The following is a 26,141-nucleotide window of genomic DNA, read 5'->3' on the forward strand; positions in this document are numbered from 1 at the left end:
GCGCGGGTCCGCCGCGAGGACGGCGGCCGTACCGCGGCGCCGTCGGAGGTGCGACCCTCCTGGCGCGTGCACACCCCTGCTCGATCCGGAACGGGGATCTCATGCGGCGGCGCCCCTCCTCCACGCTGCGGCGCGCGACGTGGGCCGGGGCCGGACTGCTCGTGCTGGCCTCCTGTACCGCCCACGCGACCGACCGCTCCGCCGTCGTGCTGCACGTCTACGACAGCAGTGGGAACCGCCTGGACTGGCGGCAGTTCCGGCAGCTGCAGAGCAACGGCCACGGCGAGGACGGGTACGACGACGCGCTGCTCGACCCGGTCACGCTCGAGGTGACCGAGAGCGGTCCGCTGTACCCGCGGCGCGGCGATCCCGCGCTGGACCAGCCCGACGGCGAGGCCCTCCTCTCCCTGGCCTGGCCCTCCTCGGACGGCTACTCCCAGCTGCTGCTGCCCGTCCCTCCGGCCGGCACCCACAACTTCAACCTGCTCGCCGCGCAGCAGGCGGTGTCGGCGGTGCACCGGCAGCTGAGCGGGCAGGCCGGCGCCCCCCTGCCCGGTGACGTCGAGGCGGCGATCGTCACCGCCCGGGCCGAGCTCCGGGAGGCACAGGACGCGGACACCGAGTCGGGTGCCGCCGTCGCGGCCTCCCGGGCGTACGACGCGGCCGTCCACGCCCAGGTCCTCCTGCTGCAGCACGCCGGTGCCGAGCGCTGCGGACAGCTCAGGCGCGCCGTCACCCTGGACGTGTTCCCCACCGAGGCGGAGCTGCGCCGCGCCGCTGCTGTCGTGGGGTCCGGCGGATGGGTGCGCTTCGTGCTCGACCTCGACGTACCGCTGTCCGACTACGCGGCCGCGGTGCGTGCCGCCCACCGCCATGACCTCCGCGTGCTGGCGCAGCCGGTGGACTCCTCCGAGATGGCCGGGTTGAGCGACGCCGCCTGGCGTCGCCGGATCACCGACGCCGTGGCGGCGCTGCCGGACGCCGACGAGTGGGAGGTCGGCAACGAGGTCAACGGGGACTGGCTCGGGCCGGACGTCGCGGCGCGGGTCGCGTGGGCGGTGCGCCACGTCCACGCCCGCACGTCCGCGCCGGCGATGGTCACGCTCTTCTGGCAGCTCGGGGAGGCCGAGCCGGAGAACGCGCTGTTCAACTGGCTCGCCACCCATCCCGAGGCGGTCGCAGAGGCCGACGACGTCGGACTGTCGATCTACCCCGAGATGCACCCCCTCGGTGCGGCCACCGACGTCGTGCTGCGCCGCCTGCACGCCGTCGTCCCGCACGCCACCCTGCTGGTGAGCGAGCTGGGCTACCACTCCCCCGACCTCGAGCCGATCTGGTGGTGGGGGGACCGGGAGGACCCGGCCGGCGCGGGGCGGGCGGCGGTCGCCCGGCTCTACACCACGGCGATCGCCGCGTACCCCTTCGGCGGCGGGGGGCCGTTCTGGTGGTACTTCGCGGCCGAGGCCACGCCGGGCGCACCCCTCACCGAGGCGCTCGGCTCCTGCTGGTCGTAGGAGAGGAGGGTGCCGGACCGGCTGCCCGGCACCCTCCTCCTGCTGGTCGTAGGAGAGGAGGGTGCCGGACCGGCTGCCCGGCACCCTCCCCGTGCGGTCACACGGCGCTCGGCGCCACGAAGGTGTAGCCGAGGCCCTTGATGCCGTTGACGATCTCCCGGAGGGCCGCCGTCCCCAGGTACGGGTGGTAGAAGAACGAGGCGTAGCCGTCCCGCACCACCAGGTTCGCCCGCGCGGACGCGACGATGTCGGCCGGGAACCTCGCCGGGTGGTTGTTGAACGCCTCCGGCTCGTAGTTCCCGATGTTCTCCGGCAGCACCCTCGTGCCGTAGATGTCGGTCACCGGGTAGGGGAAGAACTGCCCGTGGATGCGGCTGTAGTCCGGCTGCCCGGTCGTCAGCAGCCCACCGAAGTAGAGCGTCCGCTCGTAGCGGGTGGTGAACCGCTGGCCGATGGCCCGGTAGTCCGCCGCCGAGCCCGCGTAGTGCGGGAACTCGAAGATGGTCGGGACGGGCAGGCCCACGGCCCGGAACTCCGCCGCCGCCGCGTCGACCCTGGAGTTCACGTACGCCGCGCCGTCGCCCGGCACCGGCCCGTCGAGCCGCACCGTGTCGGTCGCGTCCACGTGGGCCAGGAAGAACTCGAAGTCGTCACCGGAGGCCCCCGAGTAGGGGTTCGGCGTGGGGCTGAACTGGTGCGTGTAGCCGTGCATGATCATCGTCCCGCCACGCGAGATCATGTACTTGATGGCGTCGACGACCGCGGGGACGTCACGGAGCCGGATGCTCCTCGGTGTCCCGTTGTTGTAGACCCCGTTGGGGTCCTCGTAGCGCGTGAAGACGCCGAAGCTGAACGGCACCCGCAGGTTCGAGAGCGTGTTGGCCATGGCGCGGAGCTCCTGCGGATCGGCGTCGGGGCCCACGTCCTCGATGCGCACCAGCGCGCGGTGCCGCACTCCGGTCTCCGGAGCGAGCACGTCGTAGAAGAGGTCCGCCGCGGCGAGGTACCGGTCGGACATCCCCTGGTAGGCGTAGGGGATCTCGCCGATGTAGGTGAGGTTGCCGGAGCGGGTCGCCCACGGGAACGTCGAGCCGTCCGACCGCACCGCCTGGGCCAGCGCCGTCGCCTTCGCCGGGTCGGTGATCGTGACGTTCATGATCCCGCCCTGGTTGTTCGTGCCGTCCCGCTCCAGGGCCTGGTTCTTGTACCGCACCTGGTTGACGGTCGCGAAGTCGTACCCGACCCAGTTCCACCCGCGGTCAGTGACGAAGGTGGGCGAGGCGTTGAACAGCTGCCAGATGTTGAACCCCATCCACAGGACCTGCTGCTTGGTCGCCAGGACGTCGGAGAGGAAGGCCGGCGGGAGCGGCTCGTCGTACGTGCTCCCGATGTAGACGACCGACTCGTAGCTCGCCATCTGACCCGCCTGGTAGCTGCTCACCGGCTGGGCGTGGTAACTGCCGAAACGACCCGCCAGGTTCGCCGTCTGCTGCGCGTACAGCTCGCCCAGCCAGCCCCACTCCCCGCCGCTGTCGTACAGCACGAGGGCGCCGGTGGCCGCGACGGTCGCATCCGCCAGCGCGCTCTCCGGGAGGGCGGTGGCGTCGGCCTCACGCTGCGGTTGCTGCGGCCGCGGCGGTGGGGGGATCTCCGTGACCGCCGGTTCGTCGCCGTCGGTCGCCAGGCCGGGCGCCGGCGGGGCATCGGCCGGGTCGGTCCCCGGCGGTCCTGGTGGAGCCGGTGGAGCGGCCAGCGCCGGAGGACCCAGCGCCACGAGGACCGCGAGGACGGAGAGCAGCGCGACCAGCCACCGCATCCGTCGAGCCGGCCGGCTCCCGCTGTGTCGTTGCATCACTACCTCCTCAGTGGACGGTCGAGAGCTGCGCGGCCTGCTGCCGTCGCGGCGCCGTCGATCGCTCGGGTGTGGCGAACTCGGCCGGGCGATCGCCCAGCCCGAAGAAGTGGGCGACCGCCGCCGCGGTGCGCTCGGCTGCGCGCCCGTCCCCGTAGGGGTTGATCGCGCGGGACATCGCGGCCCACGAGGTCCCGTCGGTCAGCAGCCCGTGCACCTCGGAGACGATGCGGCCCTCGTCGGTGCCCACGAGCCGAGCCGCACCCGCGGCGACCGCCTCGGGGCGTTCGGTCGTGTCCCGCATGACCAGCACCGGGACGCCCAGGCTGGGGCCCTCCTCCTGCACGCCGCCGCTGTCGGTGAGGATGACGGTGGCCCGCGCCATCAGCCTGCAGAAGTCGCCGTAGGCCGCCGGCTCGGTCACGAGCACGTTCGGCAGGTCCGCGAGCGACGGGAGGACGTCGGCCCGCACGACCGGGTTGCGGTGGATCGGGAAGACCACCAGGAGCTCCGGGTGCAGCTGCGCGATCCGGGCGACGGCCCGCCCCACGCGCCGCAACGGCTCGCCCCAGCTCTCCCGCCGATGGGCCGTGACCAGCAGCACCGGGGCCTCGAGCCGGTCCAGCACCCGCAGCGCCGGCTCGCGGTAGGGCAGGTCCCGCAGGACGGTCCAGTGCAGGGCGTCGATGACCGTGTTCCCGGTGACGACGACCGCCTCCGGCGCGATGCCGTCCGCCAGGAGGTTGGCCAGCGCCGTGGCGGTCGGCGCGAGGTGGAGCGTGGTCAGCTGCGAGGTGAGCCGCCGGTTCATCTCCTCCGGGAACGGGTTGTACCGGTCGCTGGTCCGCAGGCCCGCCTCCAGGTGCGCCACGGGGACCTGCACGTAGAAGGCGGCCAGCGCGGCGGCGTAGGACGTCGTGGTGTCGCCCTGGACGAGCACCATGTCGGGGCGCTCGGTCGCGAGCAGCGGGGCGAGCCCGGTCAGGGTCCCCGTGGTGATGTCGGTGAGGCTCTGCCCCGGCCGGCACAGGTCCAGGTCGTGGTCGGGGACGATGTCGAAGACCTCGTTGACCTGGTCCAGCATCTCCCGGTGCTGGCCGGTGACCGTCACGAACGGCCGGAAGCGTCCGTCCTGCGACAGTGCCCGCACGACCGGGGCCATCTTGACGGCCTCGGGACGGGTGCCGTAGACGAGCATGACCTTCCGCCGCTGCTCGTGCTGGCCGGTCGTCGACATGGTCAGACCCCCTCGGTGGAGACGCTGATGTCGCGGAAGACCGCCTGGGCGTCCTCCACGTAGAGACCGACGGCGCCGCGGGGGTACGGGTCGGGGTCGACGTAGTGGGCGAGGAACCGCCCGTCGACGTCGATGCTGATGTCCCCGCCGCGCTGCGTGACCGTGACGCGCTTCCACTCCCCGAGGGGGAAGCGGGGCGTGTCGTTGCTCATCAGGAAGTGCTGGCCGCCCGGTCGCCCCGGCACCTGCTTGGACAGCTCCCAGCCGTTGGGCTTGAGCACCAGCGCATAGAAGTGCTGCGGATCGGTCACGTGCCACAGCAGCCACGCGACCTCCCAGGGGTTGGGGGTGCCGGGACGGAACTGCTCCACGGTCCTGAGCTCGGCCGTGAGGACGAAGTCGCCGTAGTGCTCGCGGGTGACCACGAGCGCGGCGTGGGTGCGCTCCGGGTCGGTGCTGCTCGTCCTCTGGGGGGCGAGGGTGGCCGAGTCGCCGCTGGTCTCCACGGAGCCGTAGCCGTCGAAGACCACCTGCCACGGCCCGTCGCCGACCAGCGGCCGCCACAGCGCCTGCGTCAGCACGACGACCGTCAGGAGGACCACGGCGAGGAACGCGAGCAGCGCGGGTCGACGCACCCGCGGAGCCCCCCTAGTGCCCACCGGCCCGCTGCGGCACGGGAGGCTCCTCGGCCTCCACCGTCCGCTCGGTCTTGGCCCAGCCGTGCTGCCCCTTGATGATCCGGGCGACGGCCCACCACCCGGCGACGTACCACATGAGCCCGTAGACGACGTAGGCGTGAGCCCAGCCGCAGCACCGGAGCAGTCCGGGTCCTTCGGCGCGCTCCCGGCGCCAGTACACGACGCTGTAGGCCAGCGCGGGGCCGAAGGACAGGGCGTAGGTGACGAGCAGCCACGTCCAGTCGGGATGGCTCCCGGTGACGGCGTAGACGATCGAGGCGAGCGCCGAGAGGACGAACGAGCCCGTCAGGCACGAGGCGGTGAGGAGCAGGACGGGACCGGTCAGGTGGTACACGAGGTCCAGCGCCGCCACACCGCGCACCTCACGCATGACCTTGAGCACCAGCCGGGAGCTCATCAGGTGGCCCTGGAACCAGCGGCTGCGCTGCCGCACCAGCCGTCGCACCTCGGGGACCCCCTGCTGGTGGACCGCCGCGGTGTGGCAGTACTCGTTGCGCCATCCGGTGGCGAGCAGGCGCACGCCCATGTCCAGGTCCTCGGTCAGGCTGCGGCTCCAGGGGCTGTCCCCCAGGGACTGCAGCGCCGACAGCCGCATGAACTGGCCGTTGCCGCCGAGCCCGACCGAGTTGAGGTGCCGCCGGCCGCGCTGGAACACCTCGGTGTAGATCACGAACTCCATGTCCTGCATCCGCGCGAGCCGGCTGTCGAAGCGGTTGTTGATGCGGACGCCGATCTGGACCGCGCCGACCCGCGGGTCGGTGAAGTAGGGGGTGACCTCCGCGACGGCGTGGGGTTCCAGCCGGCCGTCCGCGTCCACGATCACCACGACGGTGCGTCGCGGGTCCGCGCCCTGGAGAGGGCCGCCGACGAGGTACCGCACGGCCGCGTTGAGCGCCTCTCCCTTGCCCTGGCGCGCGTCGGGGAGGGTGCGCCGGTAGAGCCACACGCGGCTGTCGCCGATCTCCTCCACCACTGCGGCGGTGCGGTCGGTCGAGGCGTCGTCGATCACCATGACCACGTAGTTGTCGCCAGGGACGGCGAGCAGGCGGCGCACCGAGTTGGCGATGACACGCTCCTCGTCCAGGCAGGGCAGCAGGAAGACGAAGAAGAGGTCGGGCTCGGGCCAGGCGGGGGTCGCCCGGAGACGGGGCCCCCGGCGCGACGCCAGCAGCAGCGACATCCCGTAGACCAGACTCAGGACCACCAGCGCCACAGCCGCGTTCACGAGGACCCGGTCCACGGCCTCCATCGGGCCCAGCGGCCCGGCGGCCGACAGGCTCATCGCGCACCGCCCCGGCGGTGGCGCCCGCGGCCCGGAGGCAGCGTGCCGGCGACCTGCGGGACCCTGGGACCCGGAGCCACCAGGGCCACGACGGCCAGGCCGCCCAGCAGGAGCAGGTAGAGGAGGAAGAAGCCGCCGGCGACGTCCAGCAGGATCCGCGCGGTGAACCACAGGACGTGACCGGTGGGCAGGGACTCACCCGTCACGATGGAGGCGAAGCTCCAGAAACCACTCGTGTAGTGCACCTGGATCACCCCCTCCCGAACGCGGCGCTGCAAACTGCGGAACGCTCACGGACAGGACGGATCCCCCCCGTGGATGGTGCAGGTCTCGTCGGCGACGCGGTGCCGGGCGTGGAGCTGCTGGACGCTCGTCGCCGACGAGGAGCGGTCTGACGGTCGATCCGGCGCAGTGAGCCGGAAGGGACCACGAAATGGCGACGCCACGGTTCTCGCGGGTCGTTCGATCCGTGGCGGCACCGGGTGCCGCAAGGGAGCTCCGCGGACGACTGCGCTGGTCTGCGAGGCGCTCGCCGTCTCGAGCGCGCCGCTGGGAGCTCGACCCTCGGTCTGGGTCCAGGGAACGTAACACCGCCCCGAGAGGTGCGAAACCCTTCAAGCTCTGCTGGATCGTAGTTTGTCGATTGCGGGCAGTAGCGATCTCGGAATGGCTGATCGCGCGGAGATCGTCCACTCGTGAGTGGTGGCTGTAGTGACGACGTGGTGCAGACGAATGGACGGAGAGTGCGGCACTTCCGACCCGGAACCCGCGACCGTCGGCCACACCTCCCGGCACGTCGTGGATCCCGGGGCCGGGAGCACGCTCACAGGACGGTCACGGACTTGGCGAGGTTGCGCGGCTTGTCCGCGTCGCGGCCGAGGGTGACCGCCAGGCAGCGGGCCAGGTGCTGGAAGGCGAGGACGCCCTCGAGGGGTCCCCACACCGGCGGTGGGCCGGGCGGCAGCACCGGGAACGTGTCGGTGGCGCCGCTGCCCACCCGGATGATCCGGGCGCCGCGGGCGGCCAGCTCGGCGGCGGCGCCGGCCAGCCGGGTCGGGTCGCCGCTCTCGAGGAGCAGCACCGGCGTGCCCGCCTCCACCAGAGCGATCGGCCCGTGCTTGAACTCGCCCGCCGGCAGCGCCTCGGCGTTGCGGTAGGTGATCTCCTTGAGCTTGAGCGCCCCCTCTGCGGCGTAGGGCAGCCCGGCGCCACGGGAGACGTAGAAGAAGGACCTCTGCCCCGCCAGCTCGTCGGCGAGCGCCATCGCGACGGGGAAGGCGGCCGTGTGTGCAGCCTCGAGGCGTCCCGGCAGCCCGCCCAGCCGCAGGCCCAGCCGGGCCACCTGCGCCGGGGTCGCAGCCCGGGTGGCCGCGGCGTGGGACAGCGCCAGCGCGACCCCGGCGACCACCTGGGACGTGAAGGTCTTGGTGGCCGCGACGCCGATCTCGGGCCCGGAGCCCGTCTCGAGGACGGCATCGCTGCGGCGGGCCAGCGTGGAGGCGGGCCGGTTGGTGATGGCCAGGACCGGTCCGCCCACGTCCTCCAGCGCGTGCAGGACGTCCGTCGTCTCACCGGACTGGGACACGGCCACCGTCAGCAGCCACCGGTCCGAGCGTCCGGTCACCGTCTCGTCGTACTCGGAGGCGACGACGACCTCGGAGGGCCAGCCCGACAGCGTGCTGAACGTGCGGGCGACGACCTGTGCGGCGTGCAACGACGTCCCACAGGCGACGAAGCGGAACAGGCGGGGGTCGGGCACGCGCAGTCCGCGCCACAACCCGCCGTCGGCGACGCCGGGCAGCACGCGCTCGAGGAGGCGCCCCACCACCGTCGGCTGCTCCGCGATCTCCTTCTCCATGAAGTCGTCGTAGGAGCCGCGTTCGACGTCCTCGGCGGCCCACTCGAGCCGGACCGATGCCCGCGGGGGCTGCTCGCGACCGTCGGGGGCCAGCCAGGTCACCTCGTCACCGAGGACGACGACGTCGCCGTCGCAGAGCACGCTGACCATCGGGACCGTGCCGGCCAGCGCGGTGACGTCGCTGGCGGCGACGTGCCCGTCCTCACTGGACCCGACGACCAGCGGAGAGCGGTACGAGGCCACGACGACCGAGTCGGAGCCGCCGGCCACCACGGCGAGGGCCCAGGTGCCGCGCAGGGAGCGGACGGCGGCGACCACGGCCGCCGGGAGGGAGCCCGTCTCCGCGAGCCGCTCCTCGACGAGGTGGGCGACGACCTCGCTGTCGACCGTGGACGAGAAGACGTGCCCCCGGGCCTCGAGGTCGCCGCGCAGGGAGACGGCGTTGTCGACGATGCCGTTGTGGACGACGGCGACGGCGCCGGTGCAGTCGGTGTGCGGGTGGGCGTTCCCGGTGGAGACCCCACCGTGCGTGGCCCAGCGGGTGTGCCCGATGCCGGTCCCGGCGTCCGCCATCGGACACTCGTCCTGGATCAGCGCGGCCAGGCGGGCCACCCGGCCGACCGTGCGGATCACCCTCGGGCCGTTCCCGGCCGCGTCGTTGAGCGCGACCCCGGCGGAGTCGTAGCCGCGGTACTCCAGGCGGCGCAGCACGTCCACCAGGAAGGCCGACGCCCCCCTCGGACGGTGACAGGCGACGATGCCGCACACGGTGGACCTCCGATGTCGTCGGCGGGTCCGCGGACCGGTCGTCCGGAGCCGCGGGTGGGGAACGGGAAGGCGCTCCGACGGACCGGCTGGCGACCGGCGCGGTGGGGCGCGGGCACGGAGGACACCGAGAGAACGCCTGCGGAGCAGAGGAGCAGCGCCCCAGGACCGGCCGGGGAGCACCCGGACGGACCACCTGGTGGCGGTTGCGGCCCGGACCGGCCCGGTCGCGGCGGATGACGGCGTCGGCTGCAGCGACCCCCGTGCGTGCAGCGACCCCCGTGCGCCGTTCTGCGCCGCGCTCAGGTCTCGAGCGCCGGTCGCTTCGGGCCGGTCCCGGATCTGAGGGCCCGCGCGGCGGCGAAGCTAGCAGTTGCGGGCACCGTGTGTAAGGGTCTGCGGCGCGCTCGTCCCCCGTAGCCTCTCGCGGTCGGGAGGACACGCTCCGCGAGCCAGGGTGCGAGCCGTCACGACCGGAGCCCGTGGACCCTGGTCCCCACCCCGGCGAGGGGCGACAGTCGGACCATGCGAGAAGAGCATCTGTTCAGGCAGGACGGCCTGCACCTCGCGGAGAACCTGTTGTACGCGATCGAGGAGAGCGTGCAACCCACGCAGCGCCTCCTGGCCGAGGTCCGGCAGACGATCACCCGGTTGCTCGAACAGGAGGTGGCCGCCGACCGAACCGGCGAGGTGGCGGCCCTGCGACGGGAGGTGGCGCAGCTCCGGGAGGCGCTCGCCTCACGCCCGGTGATCGAACGGGCCAAGGGGATCCTCATGCACGAGTACGGGATCAACGAGGACCAGGCGTTCGAGCGCCTCAACGAGCTGGCCCAACGTCACCGCCGCAAGGTGCGGGACGTCGCCGGGGAGATCACCTCCCAGTGCGTGCGGCGGCGCCTGACCGTCGCGGGACACCAGAACAACGGCGCGCCGTCGGCACACGGCGCACTCGACGCGGTCGAACAGGAGCAGGCGGGGTCCGTGCCCTCCGGGGAGCAGTAGCGCGCGACACGAGGCCGGCCGGGACGATGCGGAGGTCGCCGTCGGCAGGCTGGACGGGCGGGCTACGGGCCCGGGGTGGTCGGCCGGTCGCGTGGTGGCAGGGCCATGCCCCCGGCCGCCAGCTGCTCGCGCAGCCGCGCGGCCTCCTGGCGGCGCTGATCGGCGCGCCGGCGCAGCACCGCCCCCTGCACGGGGTCGGTGGTGCGCTCCGCCCGCAGCTCCAGCACCGCCGCCGTCTCCAGGTGCAGCGCCATGCGCCGCAGCTCGCCGGACAGGTCCTGCGCCGGTCGTGGCAACCCCGGGGCCCCCGCTGAGGTCATGGGACGCATGGTGGAACGCATCCGTCCCCGCCGCACCCGGAGCGGCACGCCGGGCCGGCTTCCCCGGACGGGGGACGGCGTCCGCGGGCCCGTCGGCCCCCGGGTCGATACTGGCCGCGTGGAGGGTCCCGGGCTGCACTGGATCGGCCACTCGACCGTCCGCGTCGAGCTGGCCGGGTCGACGGTGCTCACCGACCCGGTGCTCACCCGCTCCCTCGGCCCGCTGCGGCGGGTCGCCCCCCTCCCGCCCCCGGCCGCCTGGGCCGGCGCCGACCTGGTCCTGGTCAGCCACCTGCACGCCGACCACCTGCACCTGCCCAGCCTGCGGCTGCTGGACGACGACGCCCGCGTGGTCGTGCCGCGCGGCGCCGGCGCGTGGCTGCGCTCGCGCGGCGTCCGCTGGGTGGACGAGCTCGCCCCCGGGGAGTCGCTGGTGCACCGCGGGCTCCGGGTCACCGCCGTCCCCGCCGTGCACAGCGGCCACCGCTGGGGCCCGCGCCTGACCCACGGCCCGGAGACGGTCGCCGTCGGGCACCTGCTCGAGGGCGCCGGCTCCAGCGTCTACGCCTGCGGCGACACCGACCTGTTCGAGGGCATGACCCGCATCGGCGACCGCGGGGTCGACGTCGCGCTGGTGCCCGTGTGGGGCTGGGGTCCCACGCTCGGCCCCGGCCACCTCGACCCCGAGCGGGCCGCCGAGGCCGTGGCGCGCGTGCGCCCGCAGGTCGCCGTCCCGGTGCACTGGGGCACCCTCGCCGTCCGCGGCGGCACGGCGCTGCCCGGGCTGGCCGGGCGCTACCGCCGCCTGCTGACCGAGCCGCCGCTCGCCTTCGCCGAGGCGGTCGCCGGCCGCCGGCTGCCCACCACCGTCGTCGTCCCCGAGCCCGGCCGGCCGGTCGCGCTCCCCGCCGTGGCGGACGCGGCATGAGCACCACCCTCGCCGCCGCCTGGACCGACGGGTCGCTGGGCTACCCGGTGCTGTTCGGCGGCGTGCTGCTCGGGTCGATCGTCCCGGTGGTGCCCACCGGGCCGCTGGTCGGCGCCGCCGCCGCGTTCGCGGTCACCGCGCACGAGCTCAACCTGGTCGCGGTGCTCGTCGTCGCCGCCCTCGCCGCCTGGCTCGGCGACGTCACCACCTTCGCCGTCTGCCGGTTCGGCGGGCCGGCCGCGGTGCGCTGGGTCGCGCGGGGGCAGCACGCCGACCGCATCGAGGAGGTCCGCGGGCAGTTCCGCCGGCACGGCTGGCAGATCGTCGTGGCCGGGCGGCTGCTGCCCGCCGGGCGCATCCCCGTGCTGCTGGCCGCCGGCGCGCTGGCCTACCCGTGGCGGCGGCTGCTGCCCGCCTCGCTGCTGGCCGCCTCGCTGTGGGCGGTCGCCTACGCGCTGCTCGGCGTGGCCAGCGGCGGGATCTTCGACAGCCCGCTGATCGCCACCCTGGTGGCCACGCTGCTGGTCCTCGTGGTCGGCGCGGTGCTCAACCTGGTCGGGTCCCGCCGCCGGCGCTCCGCCGAGCCGGAGCGGCAGCCGGAGGACGAGGGCAGCCCGACGTCGTGCGGCCCCGCGTGAGCCGGCCGGACCAGCGCGGACGGGTGCTCGGCCGCGGGCGCGCACCGGCCCGGGTGCTGCTCACCTGGCTGCTGACCACGCTCGCCCTCGTCGTCCTCGACCGCTGGCTCGCCGGCTTCGCGATGCCCGCCTGGTGGCAGCCGCCACTGACCGCGCTGCTGCTCGGCCTGCTCGCCGGCGTGGTCTGGCCGCTGGTCATGCGCGTGGCGCTGCCGCTCGCGCTGTTCACCCTCGGCCTGGGCAGCTTCCTGCTGCTGGGCGCCGGGGTGCTCGCGGTCTCCTTCGCGATCCCGGGCGTCGTGGTCACCGACCTGGGCACCGCCACCCTGGTCGTCGTCGCCATGGCGGCGGTGACGGCGGTGGTGAGCAGCGCGCTGGCGATCGACGAGGACGAGCTCTTCTTCCGCCGCGCCCGCCGCCGCGCCGGCTCCGCCTCCGCGGCCGGGCCCTGCCCGCCGGGCGTGCTGTTCCTGCAGATCGACGGGCTCGGCGCCGACACCGTCCGGCGCGCGGTCCGCGACGGGTCGATGCCCACCCTGGCCGCGTGGCTGCGGTCGGGCAGCCACGCGCTCACCTCCTGGCACACCGACTGGAGCTCGCAGACCGGCGCCTCGGTCTGCGGCATCCTGCACGGCTCCAACCACGACGTCCTCGGGTTCCGCTACTACGAGAAGGACCGCGACCACGTCGTCGCGGTCTCCCACCCGGCCGACGCCGCCGAGGTGGAGCGACGGCACTCCGACGGCCGCGGGCTGCTGGCCGGCGACGGTGCCAGCCGCGGCAACCTGTTCACCGGCGACGCCCCGCACGTCAGCCTGACCATGAGCTCGCTGGCCGTCGTGGTGCCGCGGCGGAGCCGGCGCGCGCGGCGCGGCCGCGACCGGGTGGGCGCCGGCTACTACGCCTACTTCGCCAACCCGGTGAACGCCGTCCGCACCATCGGTGTCTCGCTGGTCGACGTCTACCGCGAGGTGGTCGCCGCCGCCAGCGAGCGGCGCCGGGACGTGCGGCCCCGGGTCAGCCGCGGCGGGATCTACCCGCTGGCCCGGCCCGGGACGACGGTCATCGCCCGGGACGTCGTCGTCGCGGCGGTCCTGGAGGACATGATGGCCGGCCGCCCGGCCGTCTACGCCGACTTCCTCGGCTACGACGAGGTCGCCCACCACAGCGGCGTCGAGCGCTTCGACACCCTCGAGGTGCTGCGCAGCATCGACCAGCAGGTGGGCCGGCTGGCCCGCGCCGGGGAGCTCGCCCCGCGGCCGTACCACGTGGTGCTGCTGTCCGACCACGGCCAGACCCAGGGCGAGGCCTTCGCCCAGCGGTTCGGCGAGACGATCGAGTCCTTCGTCGGCCGGCACTGCGGCGGCACCCCGGACCCGGGGCGGCGCGGACCCGAGCCGCGCGACAGCCGCCGCGCGGCCGAGGGCTGGCAGGTGACCAGCGCGCTGGCCGAGGTGGCGTCCGGGCCGGGGTTCATCGCCCGCCGCCTGCGCGAGCGGGTCGTGGCCGCCGGCGCCGGCGAGCACGCGCACCGGACGCCGTCCGGGGAGCCGGGCCGGGTGGCGCGGGTGGCGCCGGGCGTGGTGGTCGTCGTCTCCGGCCACACCGCCGGTGTCTCCTTCCCCGACCTGCCCGGCCGGGTGCCGCTGGAGGAGATCGAGCACCACTGGCCCGACCTGCTGCCGGCGCTGGTCGACCACGACGGCGTGGGCTTCGTGCTGGTGCACTCCGAGGAGCACGGGCCGGTCGTCCTCGGCCGCGACGGCCTGCACCGGCTGGCCACCGGCGTGGTCGTCGGCGAGGACCCGCTGGCCGTCTACGGCGAGCACGCGCCCGCGCTGGTGGCGCGGGTGTCCACGTTCCCGCACTGCCCCGACGTCGTGGTCAACAGCCGCTACGACCCGGACACCGACGAGGCCTCGCCCTTCGAGCCGCACGTCGGGTCGCACGGCGGGCTCGGCGGCCCGCAGCAGCGCGGGTTCCTCGCCCACCCCCGGGTCCTGACGCCGCCCGGCGAGATCGTCGGCGCCGAGCACCTGCACCGGGTGCTGCGCGGCTGGCTGACCGAGCTCGGGCACCCGGAGCCCGACGGCGCCGGCGCGCAGGTGGGACCGGACAGCCCCGCGGCCCTCCGGAACGCCAGCCGCGTCTGACGGCGGAACGCCTGGCTACGGCTCCGTGAACACCGGCCGGGCCCGTGGCGGCGGGCCGGAGGGCTCCGGGACAGTGGGGCGATGCGACCCGACGCCGCCGCCTGGTTCTCCGGCCGCACGTCCGCCGTCCGCTCCGTCGCCGACGTCGACGTGCTCGGCCTGCTGCGGGCCAAGCGCCGCGGCGGCCACCGGGTGAGCCTGGTCCTCCCCGCGCGCGACGAGGAGACCACGGTCGGCGGGCTCGTCACCGGCCTGGTCGAGCACTGGGTCCGGCTGGTCCCGCTGGTCGACGAGGTGCTCGTCGTCGACTCCGACTCCAGCGACCGCACCGCCGAGGTCGCCCGCGCCGCCGGGGCCGACGTCGTCGCGGCCGCGGACGTGCTGCCCGCGCACGGCAGCCGGCCGGGCAAGGGCGAGGCGCTGTGGAAGTCGCTCGCGGCCACCACCGGCGACCTGCTGGTCTTCCTCGACGCCGACCTGCTCGGCGACGTCACGCACTACGTGCCGGGGCTGCTCGCGCCGCTGCTGACCGATCCGCAGGTCGGCTACGTCAAGGGCTGCTACACCCGGCCGCTGGAGGTCGACGGCCGCGTCACCCAGGCCGGCGGCGGCCGGGTCACCGAGCTCACCGCGCGCCCGCTGCTCAACGCCCTGTGGCCGGAGCTCGCGGGCTTCGTGCAGCCGTTGGGCGGGGAGTACGCCGGCCGGCGCGAGGCGCTGGAGCAGGTGCCGTTCGTCTCCGGCTACGGCGTGGAGGTGGGCCTGCTGGTCGACCTGCTCGGCCTGCTAGGTCTGCACGGGCTGGCGCAGGTCGACCTGGGCGTGCGCCGGCACACCTCGCAGGACCAGGAGGCGCTGGGCCGGATGGCCGGCCAGGTGGTCTCCGCGGTGCTGGCCCGCAGCGGGCGGCCCGGCGCCGGTGGGCTGCTCACCCAGTTCCGCGCCGACGGCGGCGGGTTCCTGCCGGTCAGCACGCCGGTCGCCGTCGACGAGCGGCCGCCGATGGTGACCGTCCCCGAGTACCGGGCCTCCCGGGCCGGGGCGGTCTGACCCTCGGGGGGGTTCTGTCGGCAGTCGTGCTCTGCACACGGGTGTAGGCAGAGCGCGAGGGAGCGCGGGATCCCCCTGTCGGGAGCTCGTGCTCTGCACACAGGTGTGGGCAGAGCACGAGCATGCGCGGGACAGCCGCCCGCGCCCGCGACCACCCGGGGCGCTGCCCCGCCCCCGGGTGCGGCGACCGCAGTCAGCCGTGGACGAGCAGCCCCCGGACCGTCTCGCCGGCCGCCTGGTCCCGGTAGCCCTGGTTCAGCTCGTCCAGCGCGTACCGCCGGGTGACCAGCCGGCCCAGCTCCAGCCGCCCCTCCTCGGCCATCCGCGCCAGCATCGGGATGTCGCGGAAGGGGTTGCACGAGCCGAACAGCGAGCCCTGCACGCGGTGCTCGAACACGGTGGTCATCTGCCCGTTGAGGTCCACGTGGCCCTCGCGCGGGTGGTCGGCCAGCGCGGTGAGCACCAGCGTGCCGCCCTTGCCGAGGCACGCCGACGCCCCGGCCATCACCTCGGCCGACATCTTCCCGACGGTCACCACGACCACGTCCGCACCCGTGCCGCGGGACAGCTCGCGGGCCAGCTGTGCGGCGTCGCGGGCGTCGGCCACGGTGTGCGTGGCCCCCAGCGTCTCCGCGAACTCCCGCTTCATGGCCACCGGGTCGACGCCGATCACGTGCGTCGCGCCCGCGTGCACCGCGCCCTGGACGGCGTTGACGCCGACCCCGCCGAGACCGACCACCACGACGACGTCGCCCGGGCGGGTGCCGCCGGAGTAGACCGCCGACCCCCAGCCGGTGGGGACGCTGCAGGCGAGCAGCGCCGCGGTGTCCAGGGGCAGGTGCGGGTCGATGCGCACGCAGGAGAACTCGCTGAGCACCGTGTGCCGGGCGAACGCGCCGACGATGCAGAAGCCGCCGAGGGGCTCGCCGTCCAGCCGGAAGGGGTAGGTGCCGGTGGGCAGCTGCCCGATGGCGATGGTGGCGCCCTTGTCGCAGATGTTGGAGCGGCCGGTGGCGCAGTACCGGCAGTGCCCGCAGGCGGGCAGGAAGCTCGTGACGACGTGGTCGCCGGGCGCGACGGAGGTGACGCCGGGCCCGACCGCCAGGACGACGCCCGAGCCCTCGTGACCGCCGACGATCGGGTACCGCCCACCGGGGTTGGAGTGCCGCAGGTGCTCGTCGGAGTGGCACAGCCCGGCGTAGGCCATCTCGACGAGGACCTCGCCGGGACCCGGGTCCACGACCTCGAGGTCGACGATCTCGTACTCGGTGCCCGCCTCGCGCAGCACCGCTCCCCTGGTCCTCACCGGTCCCGGCCCTCCTCTGGCCCGGCGCCCGCCCGCGCGGCCGCCGTCGTGCAGCCAACCCCACGGGACGACGATCCCCGACGGCGGGGTGGCACCCGGTGCCACGTGCGGTTCCCCGCACCGTCCCCGGCCGGGGTGCGGCAGGATCGCCGGGTGCCCGCTCTCCGGCCCGCCGCCCCGCCCGCCCCCGGCACGGGGACCGGCACCCCCCGGCCCACCACCCGCTGCCCCGGCTGCGGGTCGGTCCTCGTGCCGCTGCCCGGCGAGCCCGCCGCGCGGCCGGGCGCCTCGGCCGCCTGCACCCGGCTGTTCGAGGAGACCGTCCGTGGCCTCCGGGACGACCCGGCCCCCGACGGGGCGCCGGCCCCGGCGCTCGTCCTGGCCGAGGCGGCCTACGCCGCCCAGCACCCCGACCCGGCCGATCCGCCCGCGCTGCGCGCCGCCCTGGCGGCCCTCGGCGCCGGGCCGGCCGGCCCGCTCCCGGCCCGCCCGCGGGAGTGGACGACGACGATCGCGGACGTCGCCGCCGACCTCGACGTCATCGACCTGACCGTGCTGGTGGAGACGTGGGCGGGGGCGGTGGCCGACGACTGGCGGCACGCCCCGACCGGATGATGTCGTTCCGTTTCGGCGAGACCGGCAACGCAGCGTTGCTACCCTTCGCACCGTGAGTGATCAGTCCCGTCGGGCCCAGAAGAAGGCCCTCACCCGCGCGCACGTGCGCGAGACGGCGCAGCGACTGTTCTCCGAGCGCGGCTTCGACGCCGTGACCATCGCCGACGTCGCGGCCGCGGCCGACGTCGCGGTGCAGACCGTCTTCAACCACTTCACGACGAAGGAAGAGCTCTACTGGGCCGACCGGACGCCGTGGGTGGACGGGCCCGCGGCCGCGGTGCGGCAGCGGCCCGCCGGGGTGCCGGCGCTGACCGCGCTGCGCGAGCACCTGGTCGACTCGGTGGGGCACTTCGTCGAGCGGCTGGCCGACCCGACCGGGCGCTGCACCGTCGCCGACCTCGACCGCTCCCCCGCGCTGCAGGCCTCCGAGCGGGAGCTGCACCACACGGCCGAGGCCCGGCTGAGCGAGGCCCTGGTCGAGGCCTGGACCGGCCCGTGCGCCGAGCGCCCGGCCCCCGCCGACCCGCGGACGACGGCCGCGGTGGTCGCGGCCACCTGGCTGGCGGTCACGCGCATCCTGATCACCCAGCCACGCTCGCCGATGCCCGCGCCCGAGCAGGCGGCGGAGGTCGCCGGTACCGCGCGCGAGCTGGCCGCTCGGCTGCTCACCGGCTACGAGGCGGGCGTGGTGGGCTCGATGATGGCGGACGACGCCGCCCGGGCCCTGCGCGCCGTCTGACCCGCTCCCCGGACCGTCCGCCCCGCCTCAGCGGCGGGCGGGCTCCGCGGCCGGGACCACGATCGGCAGCAGCACGTCGTCGACGACCTGCTCGACGCGGTCGGCGACCATCCCGCCGTCGCCGGCCACGGTGAGCCGCTGCCACCAGAAGGCCTCGAGCACCGAGCGCAGCAGCGCCAGCCGGTCGGCCGGCACCTCGTCGCCCCGCGCGGCCCAGCGCTCGCCGAGCACGTCGACGGCCTCGGTCAGCGGGCGTACCAGGGCGGCCTCGAGCCCGGCGCGCAGATCCTCGTCGTGCCGGGCGGCACCGACGAGGCTGGCCACGGCCCGCTCCTCGCGGGACAGCGGCCGACGCCAGGAGGCGACCAGGGCGACCAGGTCGGCCCGCAGGGAGCCCTCGTCCTCGGGGGCGTGGACCAGCGTGAAGCGGCTGACCGCCGACCTCGCCAGCGCCGCCATCGACGGCCAGCGGCGGTAGATGCCGGCCTTGCCCGCGCGCGCCCGGGCCGCCACCCGGTCGCTGTTGAGCCGGCCCCAGCCCTCGTCGGCGAGGATGTCGACCGCAACGGCGACCAGTTGCTCGGACAGCTCGGCGCTCAGCGGGCGGCCGGGGGTGCCGCTCACGAGCGAACTCGTTCGCACGACATCAGGTTGCGCACGGTCACATCCTGGCCTGTCAGTGGAGTGACCACAACGACCGGGGCCGTATCGTCACCCGACCGGACCGCCGGGATCCGTCTCTCACGCGCCCGCGGCGCCCTCGACGTGGACCTGGAGGGTGGCGCCGTCGTCGCTCACCCAGCCGTGCTCGCGGGCCTGCTCGACCATCCGGTCGAAGCGCTCGCCCCAGTCGGCGACGTCCGCGTCGGGCTCGGCGGCGGCCCGCAGCGCGGCGGCGTCGAGGAGGCCGGTCCCGTCGTCCTGCAGCCGCCCGAGGCCCGCCTCGCGCAGCACCTCGTCGGCCTCCTCGTCGGTCACCTGACCGAGAGCCAGGTGCAGCTTGGTCAGGTCGTCGGTGTCGACGACCCGCACCTCGGGGCGCTCGTCGGCGCCGCCCACCACCTCGACGATCACGGGTCCTCCGTTCAGACGTGCCAGGGGAAGCGGGAGAAGTCGGGGTCGCGCTTCTCCAGGAAGGCGTCGCGGCCCTCGACGGCCTCCTCGGCCGTGTAGGCCAGCCGGGTCGTCTCCCCGGCGAACAGCTGCTGGCCGACCAGGCCGTCGTCGATCAGGTTGAACGAGTACTTGAGCATCCGCTGCGCGGTCGGGCTCTTGGCCACGATCCGCCGGCCCCAGTCCAGCGCGGTGCGCTCCAGCTCGGCGTGCGGGACGACGCGGTTGACCATCCCCATCGCGTGCGCGTCCTCGGCGGAGTACTCCTCGCCGAGGAAGAAGACCTCGCGGGCGAACTTCTGGCCCACCTGGCGGGCCAGGTACGCCGAGCCGAAGCCGCCGTCGAAGCTGCCGACGTCGGCGTCGGTCTGCTTGAACCGCGCGTGCTCGGCGCTGGCGAGGGTGAGGTCGCTGACGACGTGCAGGCTGTGCCCGCCGCCGGCCGCCCAGCCGGGGACGACGCAGACGACGACCTTCGGCATGAACCGGATGAGCCGCTGTGCCTCCAGGACGTGCAGCCGGCCGCTGCTGCGGCCCACCTCGTGCTCGTAGCCGTAGCGCCCGCGCACCCGCTGGTCACCGCCGGAGCAGAACGCCCAGCCGCCGTCCTTCGGGCTCGGGCCGTTGCCGGTGAGCAGCACGCAGCCGACGTCGGTGGTCAGCCGGGCGTGTTCCAGCGCGGTGATCAGCTCGTCGACGGTCTGCGGGCGGAACGCGTTGCGCACCTCGGGCCGGTCGAAGGCGATCCGGACGACGCCGGCGTCGACGGCGCGGTGGTAGGTGACGTCGGCGAAGTCGAACCCGTCGACCGGCTGCCACGCGGCGCTGTCGAAGATCTCCGAGACGTCGTCGCGGGCGCTCATGACAGGAACTTATCCGGGCGCCCGCGGCCCCGCCTCAGCCGCCGACCAGACCGCCCACGCCGCCGGTGACGCCGCCGACGACCCCGCCCACGGCACCCGTGGCGCCGCCGACCGCGTCGCCGACCGCGTCGGTGGCGCCGCCGACCACGCCGCCCACCGTGTCGGTCACCCCGCCGACCACGCCGCCCACGGCGTCACCGACGGGGTCCGTGGGCGCCGGGGCGGGCGCCGTCGGGACGGGGGCCGGGGCGGGTGCTGGGGACGTCGGGACCGTGGGCGCCGGGGCACCGGCGGAGGGGGCCGGGGCGGCGGACGAGCCGGAGCCGGCGGGGGTGCCGCCCGCGGCGCCGGCCGGGGCCGGAGCGGCGGGCGCCGGGGCGGCCGGGGCGGCGGGCGCGGGGGCGGCGGGGGCGGTGGCCGCGGTCGTCGCGGCCGCGACCGAGCCGGCGATGCCGGTCAGCCCGGCCGGGGACGCGGAGCCGCCGCCGGCGCGCTGCGACGAGGCGGCCGGGGTCCCGAAGCCCGGGAAGAGGAAGCCGTCGGGCGTGCCGGGGACGCCGAAGGACGGCGTCAGCCGGGCGTAGGTCGAGGGCTGCGCGACCCCGGGGTCGCCGGAGTAGACGCCCGTGCCGCCGTCGCCGGCCACGGCCCCGGAGGCGTCCGTGCCGGCCGTGGCCATCAGCGGGGCGACGACGATCCCGGTGACGGCGAAGGACATGAGCGCGCGCCACCAGAAGCGCTGCCCCGCGGTCTCGGGAGCCGGCCCGGCGGCCGCGGCGCTATCCCCTGCGACGACGTCCTCCGTTGCGCGGTGCCGCGCGCCCATGGGTCGACCCCTCTCCGTCGAGGTGGTGAGACTGCCCTCACACCTCCCGGTACAACGAAGTACCAGCCCCGGGGTTGCGCGGCCAGCCGAGTCCCGCGCACGGGCGACCCGCCGCCGCTAGCGTCGGACCCGTGCCCGACGGCGCCGCCCTGCGCGTGGGCACCCTCAACCTCGCCTCCGGCCGCGGCGCCGACGGCCGCGTGCTGGCCCCGGCCGCGCTCGCCGCGGCGGTCGCCGGGCTCGACGTCGACGTGCTCGCCGTCCAGGAGGTCGACGCCGGCCAGCCCCGCTCCGGCGGCACCGACCAGGCCGCGGTGCTCGCCGGCGCGCTGGACGCCGTCGACTGGCGGCACGCGGCCACCCTCACCGGGACGCCGAGCCCGTTCCGCGGCACCTGGGCCGCCGCCGACCCGCCCGGGCTGCGCGGGCCGGAGAGCGCGGCGGACGGCCCCGCGTACGGCGTCGCGCTGCTGGTCCGCCGCCCGGTGCGGGACTGGGCGGTGCTCGGGCTCGGGTCCGGCCGCGCCCGGCTGCCGCTGCGGGCGCCGGACCCGGCCACCGGCCGGCCGCGGCTGTGGTGGGTGCCCGACGAGCCGCGGGTCGCCGTCGCCGCCTGCCTGGACGGGCTGACCGTGGTCGCCACCCACCTGTCGTTCTCGCCGCCGACGGCGGTGCGGCAGCTGCGGCGGCTGCGCCGCTGGGTGGCGTCCCTGCCCGGCCCGGTGGTCGTCGCGGGCGACCTCAACCTGCCCGGCGGGCTGCCGGCGCGGCTGCTCGGCGCGACCGCGCTGGTGCAGGAGGCGAGCTTCCCGGCGCACGGGCCGCGCCTGCAGCTGGACCACCTGCTCGCGCTGGGCCGGGTGACCGCCCGGGACGCCGCCGCCCGCCGGCTGGGCGTGGGCGACCACCGGGCGCTGACCGTGACGGTCGGCTGAGCTCAGGCGGCGAGCAGCGGCCGCAGCCGGTCCATCGAGGCGGCGAGCCCCGGGTGCAGCGTGACCTGGTTCAGCGCGGTCAGCGCCACCCACGCGACGCCGGTGCTCTCGCCGTCGAGCCGCAGCCGGGACGGGTCGAGGTCGCCGACCGGACGGGCCAGGACGGTCGTGTAGGCCCAGCCGCCGTGGTCGTCGACCGAGCGCGCGCCGAGCACGAGGTCGGCGGCGCCCAGCCCGAGCTCCTCCTCGACCTCGCGCAGCGCGCCCTGCTCGGGCGTCTCGTCCAGGTGCAGTGCCCCGCCCGGCGTCCCCCAGGTCCCGCCGTGGTGCGACCACAGCGCGCGGTGCTGCAGCAGCAGCTCGGGACCGTCGTCGCCGTCGCGGTGCACCAGCAGGCCGGCCGCACCGGCCCGCCCCCAGTGCCGGTGCCCCAGCGAGCAGGTGGTCCAGCCGTCGGTGGGGGTCAGACGGATGGTCGCCACCCGGACAAGTGAACCGCAGCCGGCGCGGGGACCGGGAAGCCGCACTGGCAGGATCGGGAGGACGACCGGCGACGACGACGGAGGCACCCCGCATGGCGACCACGACGACGATGGCCGAGGTCTCCGGCCTCCTCGGCCGGGAGCTGGGCACCAGCGACTGGTTCGAGGTGACCCAGGACCGGGTGGACACCTTCGCCGACGCGACCGGTGACCACCAGTGGATCCACGTCGACGTCGAGCGGGCGGAGGCCGAGAGCCCGTACGGCGGGCCGATCGCGCACGGCTACCTCACGCTGTCGCTGCTGGTGCCGCTGTTCGCGCAGGTCCTCGTGGTCACCGACACCGCGATGGGCGTCAACTACGGCCTGAACAAGGTGCGCTTCCCCGCGCCGGTGCCGGTCGGCTCCCGCGTGCGGCTGACCGCGACCCTCACCGACGTCACGCCGTTCACCGGCGGCCTGCAGCTCACCTTCTCCGCCGTCGTCGAGCGCGAGGGCGGCGAGAAGCCGGTCTGCATCGCCGAGCCGGTCTACCGCTACTACGGCGGCTGACGACCGCGTGCGCGTCGCCGTCTTCACCGGCAGCCGGCCCGGGCCGGAGTCGCACCGGAAGGCCGCCGCGGACCTGGCCACGGGCCTGGCCGAGGCCGGCGTCGGGGTGGTCTACGGGGGCGGGCACGTCGGGCTGATGGGCGTCGTCGCCGACGCCGCCCTGGCCGCCGGCGGCGAGGTGGTCGGGGTGATCCCGCAGCACCTGGTCGACGACGAGCTGGCCCACCCCGGCCTGCCGCGGCTGGAGGTGGTGACCTCCATGCACGAGCGCAAGGCGCGGATGGCCGAGCTGGCCGACGCCTTCGTCGCGCTGCCCGGGGCCGCCGGCACGCTCGAGGAGCTGTTCGAGGCCTGGACCTGGGGGATGCTCGGCCTGCACGCCAAGCCGGTGGTGCTGCTCGACGTCGACGGGTTCTGGGCACCGCTGCTGGCCCAGCTGGGCCGCATGGCCGACGACGGCTACCTCGAGCGGCGCCGGCTCGACGCGCTCGGCGTGGTGACCGACGCGGCCGGGCTGCTCGCCTTCGTCGAGGGCTACGAGCACCCGCCGCGGAAGTGGGCCCCCACCCCGACCTAGGTCCAGGTCGGGGCGGCGATGCCCTGGGCCTCCGCCTCCAGCTGCCAGGCGCCCTTGCCGTCGATCGACTCGCGGATGACGTCGGCGTGGCCGGCGTGCCGGGCCTGCTCCTCGATCTGGTGCAGCAGCAGCCAGCGGACGGTGAACACGGTGCCCTCGGGCAGCCAGCGCGCCACGCCGTCGGGGACCGCGACCACCCGGTCCAGGTCGCGCTCGGCGCGCACGACCTCCTCGGTCTCGCGCGCCACCTCCGCCTGACGGTGCAGCAGGACCTCCACGGTCTCGCCGGGGGCGACGGTGAACCCGGCCATCCACTCGGCCTGCGGATCGCCCTCCACCGCGTGCGGACGGCTCCCGACCCGGCCGGCAAGGTTCGCCCGCTCGCCCTGGGTCACGTGCTTGAGCAGCGCGGACAGCGACAGCTCGCTGGCGGTCGGGGTCGCCCGCGCCTGCTCCTCGGTGAGCCCGTACAGGGTGTTGCGCAGCGCGGTGCGCTGGTTGGCCAGCAGGCGCAGCAGCAGCTCGCGCTCGTCGGGTGCGGTCACGCGGGCCATCCTGCGCCGGTCGAGCCGGACGGGACAGCGCCGGCTGGCCGCCGGCCGCGGCGCTGCCTAGCGTCGCCCCCGTGGAGCGCTGGGACGTCGTCGTGGTCGGGGGCGGCCCGGCGGGCGCGGCGGCGGCGCTGGCCGCGCGGCGCGACGGCGCCTCGGTGCTCGTCCTCGACCGGGCCGACTTCCCCCGCGACAAGGTCTGCGGCGACGGCATCGCCCCCGAGGCACTCGACGTGCTCGCCGGGCTGGGCGCCGACGTCGCCGCGCTGACCGCCGGCTACGCCCCCGCGCCGCGGCTGTCCCTGCGCTCGCCCGGCGGCGCGGCGGTGGAGCGGGCCACGCACCGGCCGTCGTCGGTGGTGCCGCGGGAGGTGTTCGACGCCCGGCTGCTCGCCGCGGCCCTCGACGCGGGGGCGGGGTTCCGGCGGCACACCGTCCGCCGGGTGACGCCGGGGCGCGACGGCGTCGACGTCGACGGGGTGCTCACCGCCGGGGTGCTGGTCGGCGCGGACGGCGCGGAGTCCGTCGTCCGGCGGACGCTGGGCCTGCCGCGCAACGCCGACGACCGGATGGCGGTGGCGCTGCGCGGCTACGCGCCCGAGCTGCCCGGCCAGGGCGGCACCCAGGTGCTGGTGACGACCGAGCAGCGCTGGCCGGCCTACGCGTGGTCGTTCCCGCTCGGGGACGGGCGGGCCAACGTCGGCTACGGCGAGCTGGTCTCCGGCGGGGCCACCCGGGCGGCGCTGGTGGAGGGGCTGCACCGGATGCTGCCCGGGGTCGAGCCCGCGGGGCTGCGGGCACACCGGCTGCCGCTGTCCACCGGCCGGCCGCGGCAGCCCGACGGGCGGGTGCTGCTGGCCGGCGACGCGGCGTCGCTGGTCAACCCGATGACCGGCGAGGGGATCTTCTACGCGGTGCTGTCCGGGGCGCTGGCCGGCGCGGCCGCGTCGGCGGGGGCGGCCGCGGGCGCGGTGCACCGGCGGGCGCTGCGGCGGCGGCTGGGCGCGCACCACCGGGCGGCGTCGGCGGCGTCGTGGGTCAGCCGGTGGCCGCAGGTGATGGACGCGGCGTTCCGCGCGGCGGCGGCCGACCAGCGGGTGTTCGACGACGTCGTGGCGCTGGGCCTGGCCGACGGCCGGCTCACCGCCCGCACCCTGGCGGCCGCGGCCCGGCACCTGCGCTGAGCCGTCCCGCCTCCCGCGCGCGGGAGACGGGCCCCTCAGGCGGGGGCGACCTCGACGCGGCCGCGGCCGGCGCGCTTGGCGCGGTACAGGGCGCGGTCGGCGGCGGCGTAGAACTCGCGCATCCCGACCGCCGCGCCGCGGGCGTGCGCCACCCCGACGCTCACCGACATCGCCAGCAGGCTGCCGTCGGGGAGCGTGAGCGGCGTGGACAGCACCGTCCCGAGCACCGACTCGGCGCGGGCGACGGCGACCTCGGCGGTGCAGCCGGGCAGCAGCACGGCGAGCTCGTCCCCGCCGAGCCGGGACAGGACGGCGTCGCCGGCGCGGATCTGCCGCCGGATGATCCCGGCGAGGTGGACCAGCGCGTCGTCGCCGACGGGGTGACCGTGCTGGTCGTTGATCTGCTTGAACGAGTCGACGTCGAGCAGGAGCAGGGCGGTGCCGTCGGCGACGGCCGGGCCGGTGAGCGCGACGGCGAGCGCGTCGTCGAAGACCCGGCGGTTGACCAGGCCGGTGAGGGTGTCCACGGTGGCCTGCTGCTCGAGCGCCTCGACCAGCCGCTCCTGCACCGCGCCGGCCCGTTCCAGCATCACGGCGACCACGGCGAGCACGGTGCCGAGGAGGAGGGCGTCGCTGACCGCGTTCTCGACCGGCGCCAGGTGCAGCAGCACGGTGGCGTTCGCCGCCACGGCCAGGGCCGTGACCACGGTGACGGCCGCCCGTCGGAGGTGGGCGGCCGCCCACAGCACCGGGAAGGCGAGGAAGGCCTGGGCGCCGGCCGACGGGTCCTCGGTCACGAGGTTCAACCCGGCGACCAGCAGGACCCCGGTCACCCCGAGCAGGGGGAACACGCCCCAGCGGTCGAGCCGCTCGGGCGCGACACGACGGCACGCGACGGCGCTCGCGACGAGGACGGCGACGACGGTCCAGCACGCCGCCAGGGTCAGCGGAGACGCGGCGTTCGCGCCGAAGCCGTTGACCGCGGCGAGGGCGCCCGCGGAGATGCCCAGCACGAGGACCAGCGAGCGGGCGGCGGCGCGCGGCTGCCGGGCTCGCAGTCCCCGGGGGATGGCCACACCCCGTCTTCGGCAGCACGGGCCCC

Annotated in this window: 27 protein-coding genes; 12 read left to right on the plus strand and 15 right to left on the minus strand. The window is 75.7% G+C overall.

Annotated features, from left to right (window positions below):
• Window positions 1-101 precede the first annotated feature (101 nt).
• Window positions 102-1,514 (plus strand): hypothetical protein, encoded by a 1,413-nt coding sequence (locus ACI79B_RS11870; RefSeq protein WP_456928261.1) that lies wholly within the window; start codon window positions 102-104, stop codon window positions 1,512-1,514.
• Between the two features lie 97 nt (window positions 1,515-1,611).
• Here the strand turns inward: ACI79B_RS11870 and ACI79B_RS11875 are convergent, their stop codons facing one another.
• The 6 genes from ACI79B_RS11875 to glmS form a co-directional block, all read right to left on the minus strand.
• A complete protein-coding gene (locus ACI79B_RS11875; RefSeq protein ID WP_456928260.1) occupies window positions 1,612-3,366 on the minus strand; it encodes a DUF2334 domain-containing protein in 1,755 nt (584 codons plus the stop codon).
• A gap of 10 nt (window positions 3,367-3,376) precedes the next feature.
• Window positions 3,377-4,603, minus strand: coding sequence for a non-hydrolyzing UDP-N-acetylglucosamine 2-epimerase (gene wecB / locus ACI79B_RS11880; protein ID WP_456928259.1), 1,227 nt, complete (start codon window positions 4,601-4,603; stop codon window positions 3,377-3,379).
• Between the two features lie 2 nt (window positions 4,604-4,605).
• Window positions 4,606-5,238, minus strand: a complete 633-nt coding sequence (locus ACI79B_RS11885; RefSeq protein ID WP_456928258.1) for a family 16 glycoside hydrolase — start codon at window positions 5,236-5,238, stop codon at window positions 4,606-4,608.
• Between the two features lie 13 nt (window positions 5,239-5,251).
• A complete protein-coding gene (locus ACI79B_RS11890; protein WP_456928257.1) occupies window positions 5,252-6,583 on the minus strand; it encodes a glycosyltransferase family 2 protein in 1,332 nt (443 codons plus the stop codon).
• Window positions 6,580-6,837 carry a hypothetical protein gene (locus tag ACI79B_RS11895; RefSeq protein ID WP_456928256.1) on the minus strand — a complete coding sequence of 86 codons (258 nt, stop codon included), beginning with the start codon at window positions 6,835-6,837 and terminating at the stop codon, window positions 6,580-6,582. Before ACI79B_RS11895 ends, ACI79B_RS11890 begins: the two co-directional genes overlap by 4 nt.
• 569 nt (window positions 6,838-7,406) lie before the next feature.
• Window positions 7,407-9,389, minus strand: coding sequence for a glutamine--fructose-6-phosphate transaminase (isomerizing) (gene glmS, locus ACI79B_RS11900; protein WP_457000140.1), 1,983 nt, complete (start codon window positions 9,387-9,389; stop codon window positions 7,407-7,409).
• A 342-nt stretch (window positions 9,390-9,731) separates the two neighbouring features.
• Between glmS and ACI79B_RS11905 the strand changes: the two genes are divergently transcribed.
• Window positions 9,732-10,208, plus strand: a complete 477-nt coding sequence (locus ACI79B_RS11905) for an ANTAR domain-containing response regulator (RefSeq protein WP_456928254.1) — start codon at window positions 9,732-9,734, stop codon at window positions 10,206-10,208.
• A 62-nt stretch (window positions 10,209-10,270) separates the two neighbouring features.
• Here ACI79B_RS11905 and ACI79B_RS11910 read toward each other — a convergent pair whose 3' ends face one another.
• Window positions 10,271-10,528, minus strand: a complete 258-nt coding sequence (locus ACI79B_RS11910) for a hypothetical protein (RefSeq protein ID WP_456928253.1) — start codon at window positions 10,526-10,528, stop codon at window positions 10,271-10,273.
• A 118-nt stretch (window positions 10,529-10,646) separates the two neighbouring features.
• On the opposite strand from ACI79B_RS11910, the gene ACI79B_RS11915 reads away from it, so the two are divergent.
• The 4 genes from ACI79B_RS11915 to ACI79B_RS11930 all read left to right on the plus strand — a co-directional run bounded on the left by ACI79B_RS11915 (window position 10,647) and on the right by ACI79B_RS11930 (window position 15,297).
• Entirely contained in the window at window positions 10,647-11,456 is an 810-nt protein-coding gene (locus ACI79B_RS11915; protein WP_456928252.1) for an MBL fold metallo-hydrolase, read from the plus strand.
• Entirely contained in the window at window positions 11,453-12,094 is a 642-nt protein-coding gene (locus ACI79B_RS11920; RefSeq protein WP_456928251.1) for a DedA family protein, read from the plus strand. Before ACI79B_RS11915 ends, ACI79B_RS11920 begins: the two co-directional genes overlap by 4 nt.
• Window positions 12,091-14,247 carry a phage holin family protein gene (locus ACI79B_RS11925; protein WP_456928250.1) on the plus strand — a complete coding sequence of 719 codons (2,157 nt, stop codon included), beginning with the start codon at window positions 12,091-12,093 and terminating at the stop codon, window positions 14,245-14,247. The genes ACI79B_RS11920 and ACI79B_RS11925 overlap by 4 nt, the downstream gene beginning before the upstream one ends.
• An 81-nt stretch (window positions 14,248-14,328) precedes the next feature.
• Window positions 14,329-15,297 (plus strand): glucosyl-3-phosphoglycerate synthase, encoded by a 969-nt coding sequence (locus tag ACI79B_RS11930; protein WP_456928249.1) that lies wholly within the window; start codon window positions 14,329-14,331, stop codon window positions 15,295-15,297.
• Between the two features lie 193 nt (window positions 15,298-15,490).
• On the opposite strand, the gene ACI79B_RS11935 is transcribed toward ACI79B_RS11930, so the two are convergent.
• On the minus strand, window positions 15,491-16,603 hold the full coding sequence (locus ACI79B_RS11935; protein ID WP_456928248.1) for an NDMA-dependent alcohol dehydrogenase: 1,113 nt from the start codon (window positions 16,601-16,603) through the stop codon (window positions 15,491-15,493).
• A 153-nt stretch (window positions 16,604-16,756) separates the two neighbouring features.
• On the opposite strand from ACI79B_RS11935, the gene ACI79B_RS11940 reads away from it, so the two are divergent.
• Complete coding sequence (locus ACI79B_RS11940) at window positions 16,757-17,218, plus strand: DUF5946 family protein (RefSeq protein WP_456928247.1); 462 nt, start codon at window positions 16,757-16,759, stop codon at window positions 17,216-17,218.
• Window positions 17,219-17,270: 52 nt separating this feature from the next.
• The gene (locus ACI79B_RS11945) at window positions 17,271-17,957 is read left to right on the plus strand and encodes a TetR/AcrR family transcriptional regulator (RefSeq protein ID WP_456928246.1); all 687 of its coding nucleotides are present in this window, start codon (window positions 17,271-17,273) and stop codon (window positions 17,955-17,957) included.
• A gap of 27 nt (window positions 17,958-17,984) precedes the next feature.
• Here ACI79B_RS11945 and ACI79B_RS11950 read toward each other — a convergent pair whose 3' ends face one another.
• The 4 genes from ACI79B_RS11950 to ACI79B_RS11965 form a co-directional block, all read right to left on the minus strand.
• Window positions 17,985-18,581, minus strand: a complete 597-nt coding sequence (locus ACI79B_RS11950) for a TetR-like C-terminal domain-containing protein (protein ID WP_456928245.1) — start codon at window positions 18,579-18,581, stop codon at window positions 17,985-17,987.
• Window positions 18,582-18,698: 117 nt separating this feature from the next.
• Window positions 18,699-19,031, minus strand: a complete 333-nt coding sequence (locus tag ACI79B_RS11955; protein WP_456928244.1) for a hypothetical protein — start codon at window positions 19,029-19,031, stop codon at window positions 18,699-18,701.
• 11 nt (window positions 19,032-19,042) lie between these two features.
• Window positions 19,043-19,933 (minus strand): 1,4-dihydroxy-2-naphthoyl-CoA synthase, encoded by an 891-nt coding sequence (locus ACI79B_RS11960; protein ID WP_456928243.1) that lies wholly within the window; start codon window positions 19,931-19,933, stop codon window positions 19,043-19,045.
• Between the two features lie 34 nt (window positions 19,934-19,967).
• A complete protein-coding gene (locus tag ACI79B_RS11965) occupies window positions 19,968-20,759 on the minus strand; it encodes a hypothetical protein (RefSeq protein ID WP_456928242.1) in 792 nt (263 codons plus the stop codon).
• Window positions 20,760-20,890: 131 nt separating this feature from the next.
• Between ACI79B_RS11965 and ACI79B_RS11970 the strand changes: the two genes are divergently transcribed.
• Entirely contained in the window at window positions 20,891-21,694 is an 804-nt protein-coding gene (locus ACI79B_RS11970) for an endonuclease/exonuclease/phosphatase family protein (protein WP_456928241.1), read from the plus strand.
• 2 nt (window positions 21,695-21,696) lie between these two features.
• Here the strand turns inward: ACI79B_RS11970 and ACI79B_RS11975 are convergent, their stop codons facing one another.
• A complete protein-coding gene (locus ACI79B_RS11975) occupies window positions 21,697-22,176 on the minus strand; it encodes an NUDIX domain-containing protein (RefSeq protein WP_456928240.1) in 480 nt (159 codons plus the stop codon).
• A gap of 92 nt (window positions 22,177-22,268) precedes the next feature.
• Here ACI79B_RS11975 and ACI79B_RS11980 point away from each other — a divergent pair, with 92 nt between their 5' ends.
• Window positions 22,269-22,727, plus strand: coding sequence for a MaoC family dehydratase (locus tag ACI79B_RS11980; protein ID WP_456928239.1), 459 nt, complete (start codon window positions 22,269-22,271; stop codon window positions 22,725-22,727).
• 7 nt (window positions 22,728-22,734) lie between these two features.
• Window positions 22,735-23,304 carry an LOG family protein gene (locus ACI79B_RS11985; RefSeq protein ID WP_456928238.1) on the plus strand — a complete coding sequence of 190 codons (570 nt, stop codon included), beginning with the start codon at window positions 22,735-22,737 and terminating at the stop codon, window positions 23,302-23,304.
• Here ACI79B_RS11985 and ACI79B_RS11990 read toward each other — a convergent pair.
• Complete coding sequence (locus ACI79B_RS11990) at window positions 23,301-23,849, minus strand: mycothiol transferase (protein WP_456928237.1); 549 nt, start codon at window positions 23,847-23,849, stop codon at window positions 23,301-23,303. The two genes, ACI79B_RS11985 and ACI79B_RS11990, sit on opposite strands and share 4 nt — an antisense overlap.
• An 80-nt stretch (window positions 23,850-23,929) precedes the next feature.
• Here ACI79B_RS11990 and ACI79B_RS11995 point away from each other — a divergent pair, with 80 nt between their 5' ends.
• Window positions 23,930-25,039 carry an NAD(P)/FAD-dependent oxidoreductase gene (locus tag ACI79B_RS11995; RefSeq protein ID WP_456928236.1) on the plus strand — a complete coding sequence of 370 codons (1,110 nt, stop codon included), beginning with the start codon at window positions 23,930-23,932 and terminating at the stop codon, window positions 25,037-25,039.
• A gap of 35 nt (window positions 25,040-25,074) precedes the next feature.
• Here ACI79B_RS11995 and ACI79B_RS12000 read toward each other — a convergent pair whose 3' ends face one another.
• A complete protein-coding gene (locus ACI79B_RS12000) occupies window positions 25,075-26,115 on the minus strand; it encodes a GGDEF domain-containing protein (protein ID WP_456928235.1) in 1,041 nt (346 codons plus the stop codon).
• Window positions 26,116-26,141: the final 26 nt, after the last annotated feature.

This window comes from Geodermatophilus sp. SYSU D00879 (assembly GCF_054050375.1).

What these genes read in the sequence shown, in the direction of transcription:
- ACI79B_RS11870 (WP_456928261.1), top strand. Translation starts at nt 102, where the DNA reads ATGCGGCGGCGCCCCTCCTCCACGCTGCGGCGCGCGACGTGGGCCGGG.
- ACI79B_RS11875 (WP_456928260.1), bottom strand. Translation starts at nt 3,366, where the DNA reads ATGCAACGACACAGCGGGAGCCGGCCGGCTCGACGGATGCGGTGGCTG.
- wecB (WP_456928259.1), bottom strand. Translation starts at nt 4,603, where the DNA reads ATGTCGACGACCGGCCAGCACGAGCAGCGGCGGAAGGTCATGCTCGTC.
- ACI79B_RS11890 (WP_456928257.1), bottom strand. Translation starts at nt 6,583, where the DNA reads ATGAGCCTGTCGGCCGCCGGGCCGCTGGGCCCGATGGAGGCCGTGGAC.
- ACI79B_RS11905 (WP_456928254.1), top strand. Translation starts at nt 9,732, where the DNA reads ATGCGAGAAGAGCATCTGTTCAGGCAGGACGGCCTGCACCTCGCGGAG.
- ACI79B_RS11910 (WP_456928253.1), bottom strand. Translation starts at nt 10,528, where the DNA reads ATGACCTCAGCGGGGGCCCCGGGGTTGCCACGACCGGCGCAGGACCTG.
- ACI79B_RS11920 (WP_456928251.1), top strand. Translation starts at nt 11,453, where the DNA reads ATGAGCACCACCCTCGCCGCCGCCTGGACCGACGGGTCGCTGGGCTAC.
- ACI79B_RS11930 (WP_456928249.1), top strand. Translation starts at nt 14,329, where the DNA reads ATGCGACCCGACGCCGCCGCCTGGTTCTCCGGCCGCACGTCCGCCGTC.
- ACI79B_RS11960 (WP_456928243.1), bottom strand. Translation starts at nt 19,933, where the DNA reads ATGAGCGCCCGCGACGACGTCTCGGAGATCTTCGACAGCGCCGCGTGG.
- ACI79B_RS11965 (WP_456928242.1), bottom strand. Translation starts at nt 20,759, where the DNA reads ATGGGCGCGCGGCACCGCGCAACGGAGGACGTCGTCGCAGGGGATAGC.
- ACI79B_RS11980 (WP_456928239.1), top strand. Translation starts at nt 22,269, where the DNA reads ATGGCGACCACGACGACGATGGCCGAGGTCTCCGGCCTCCTCGGCCGG.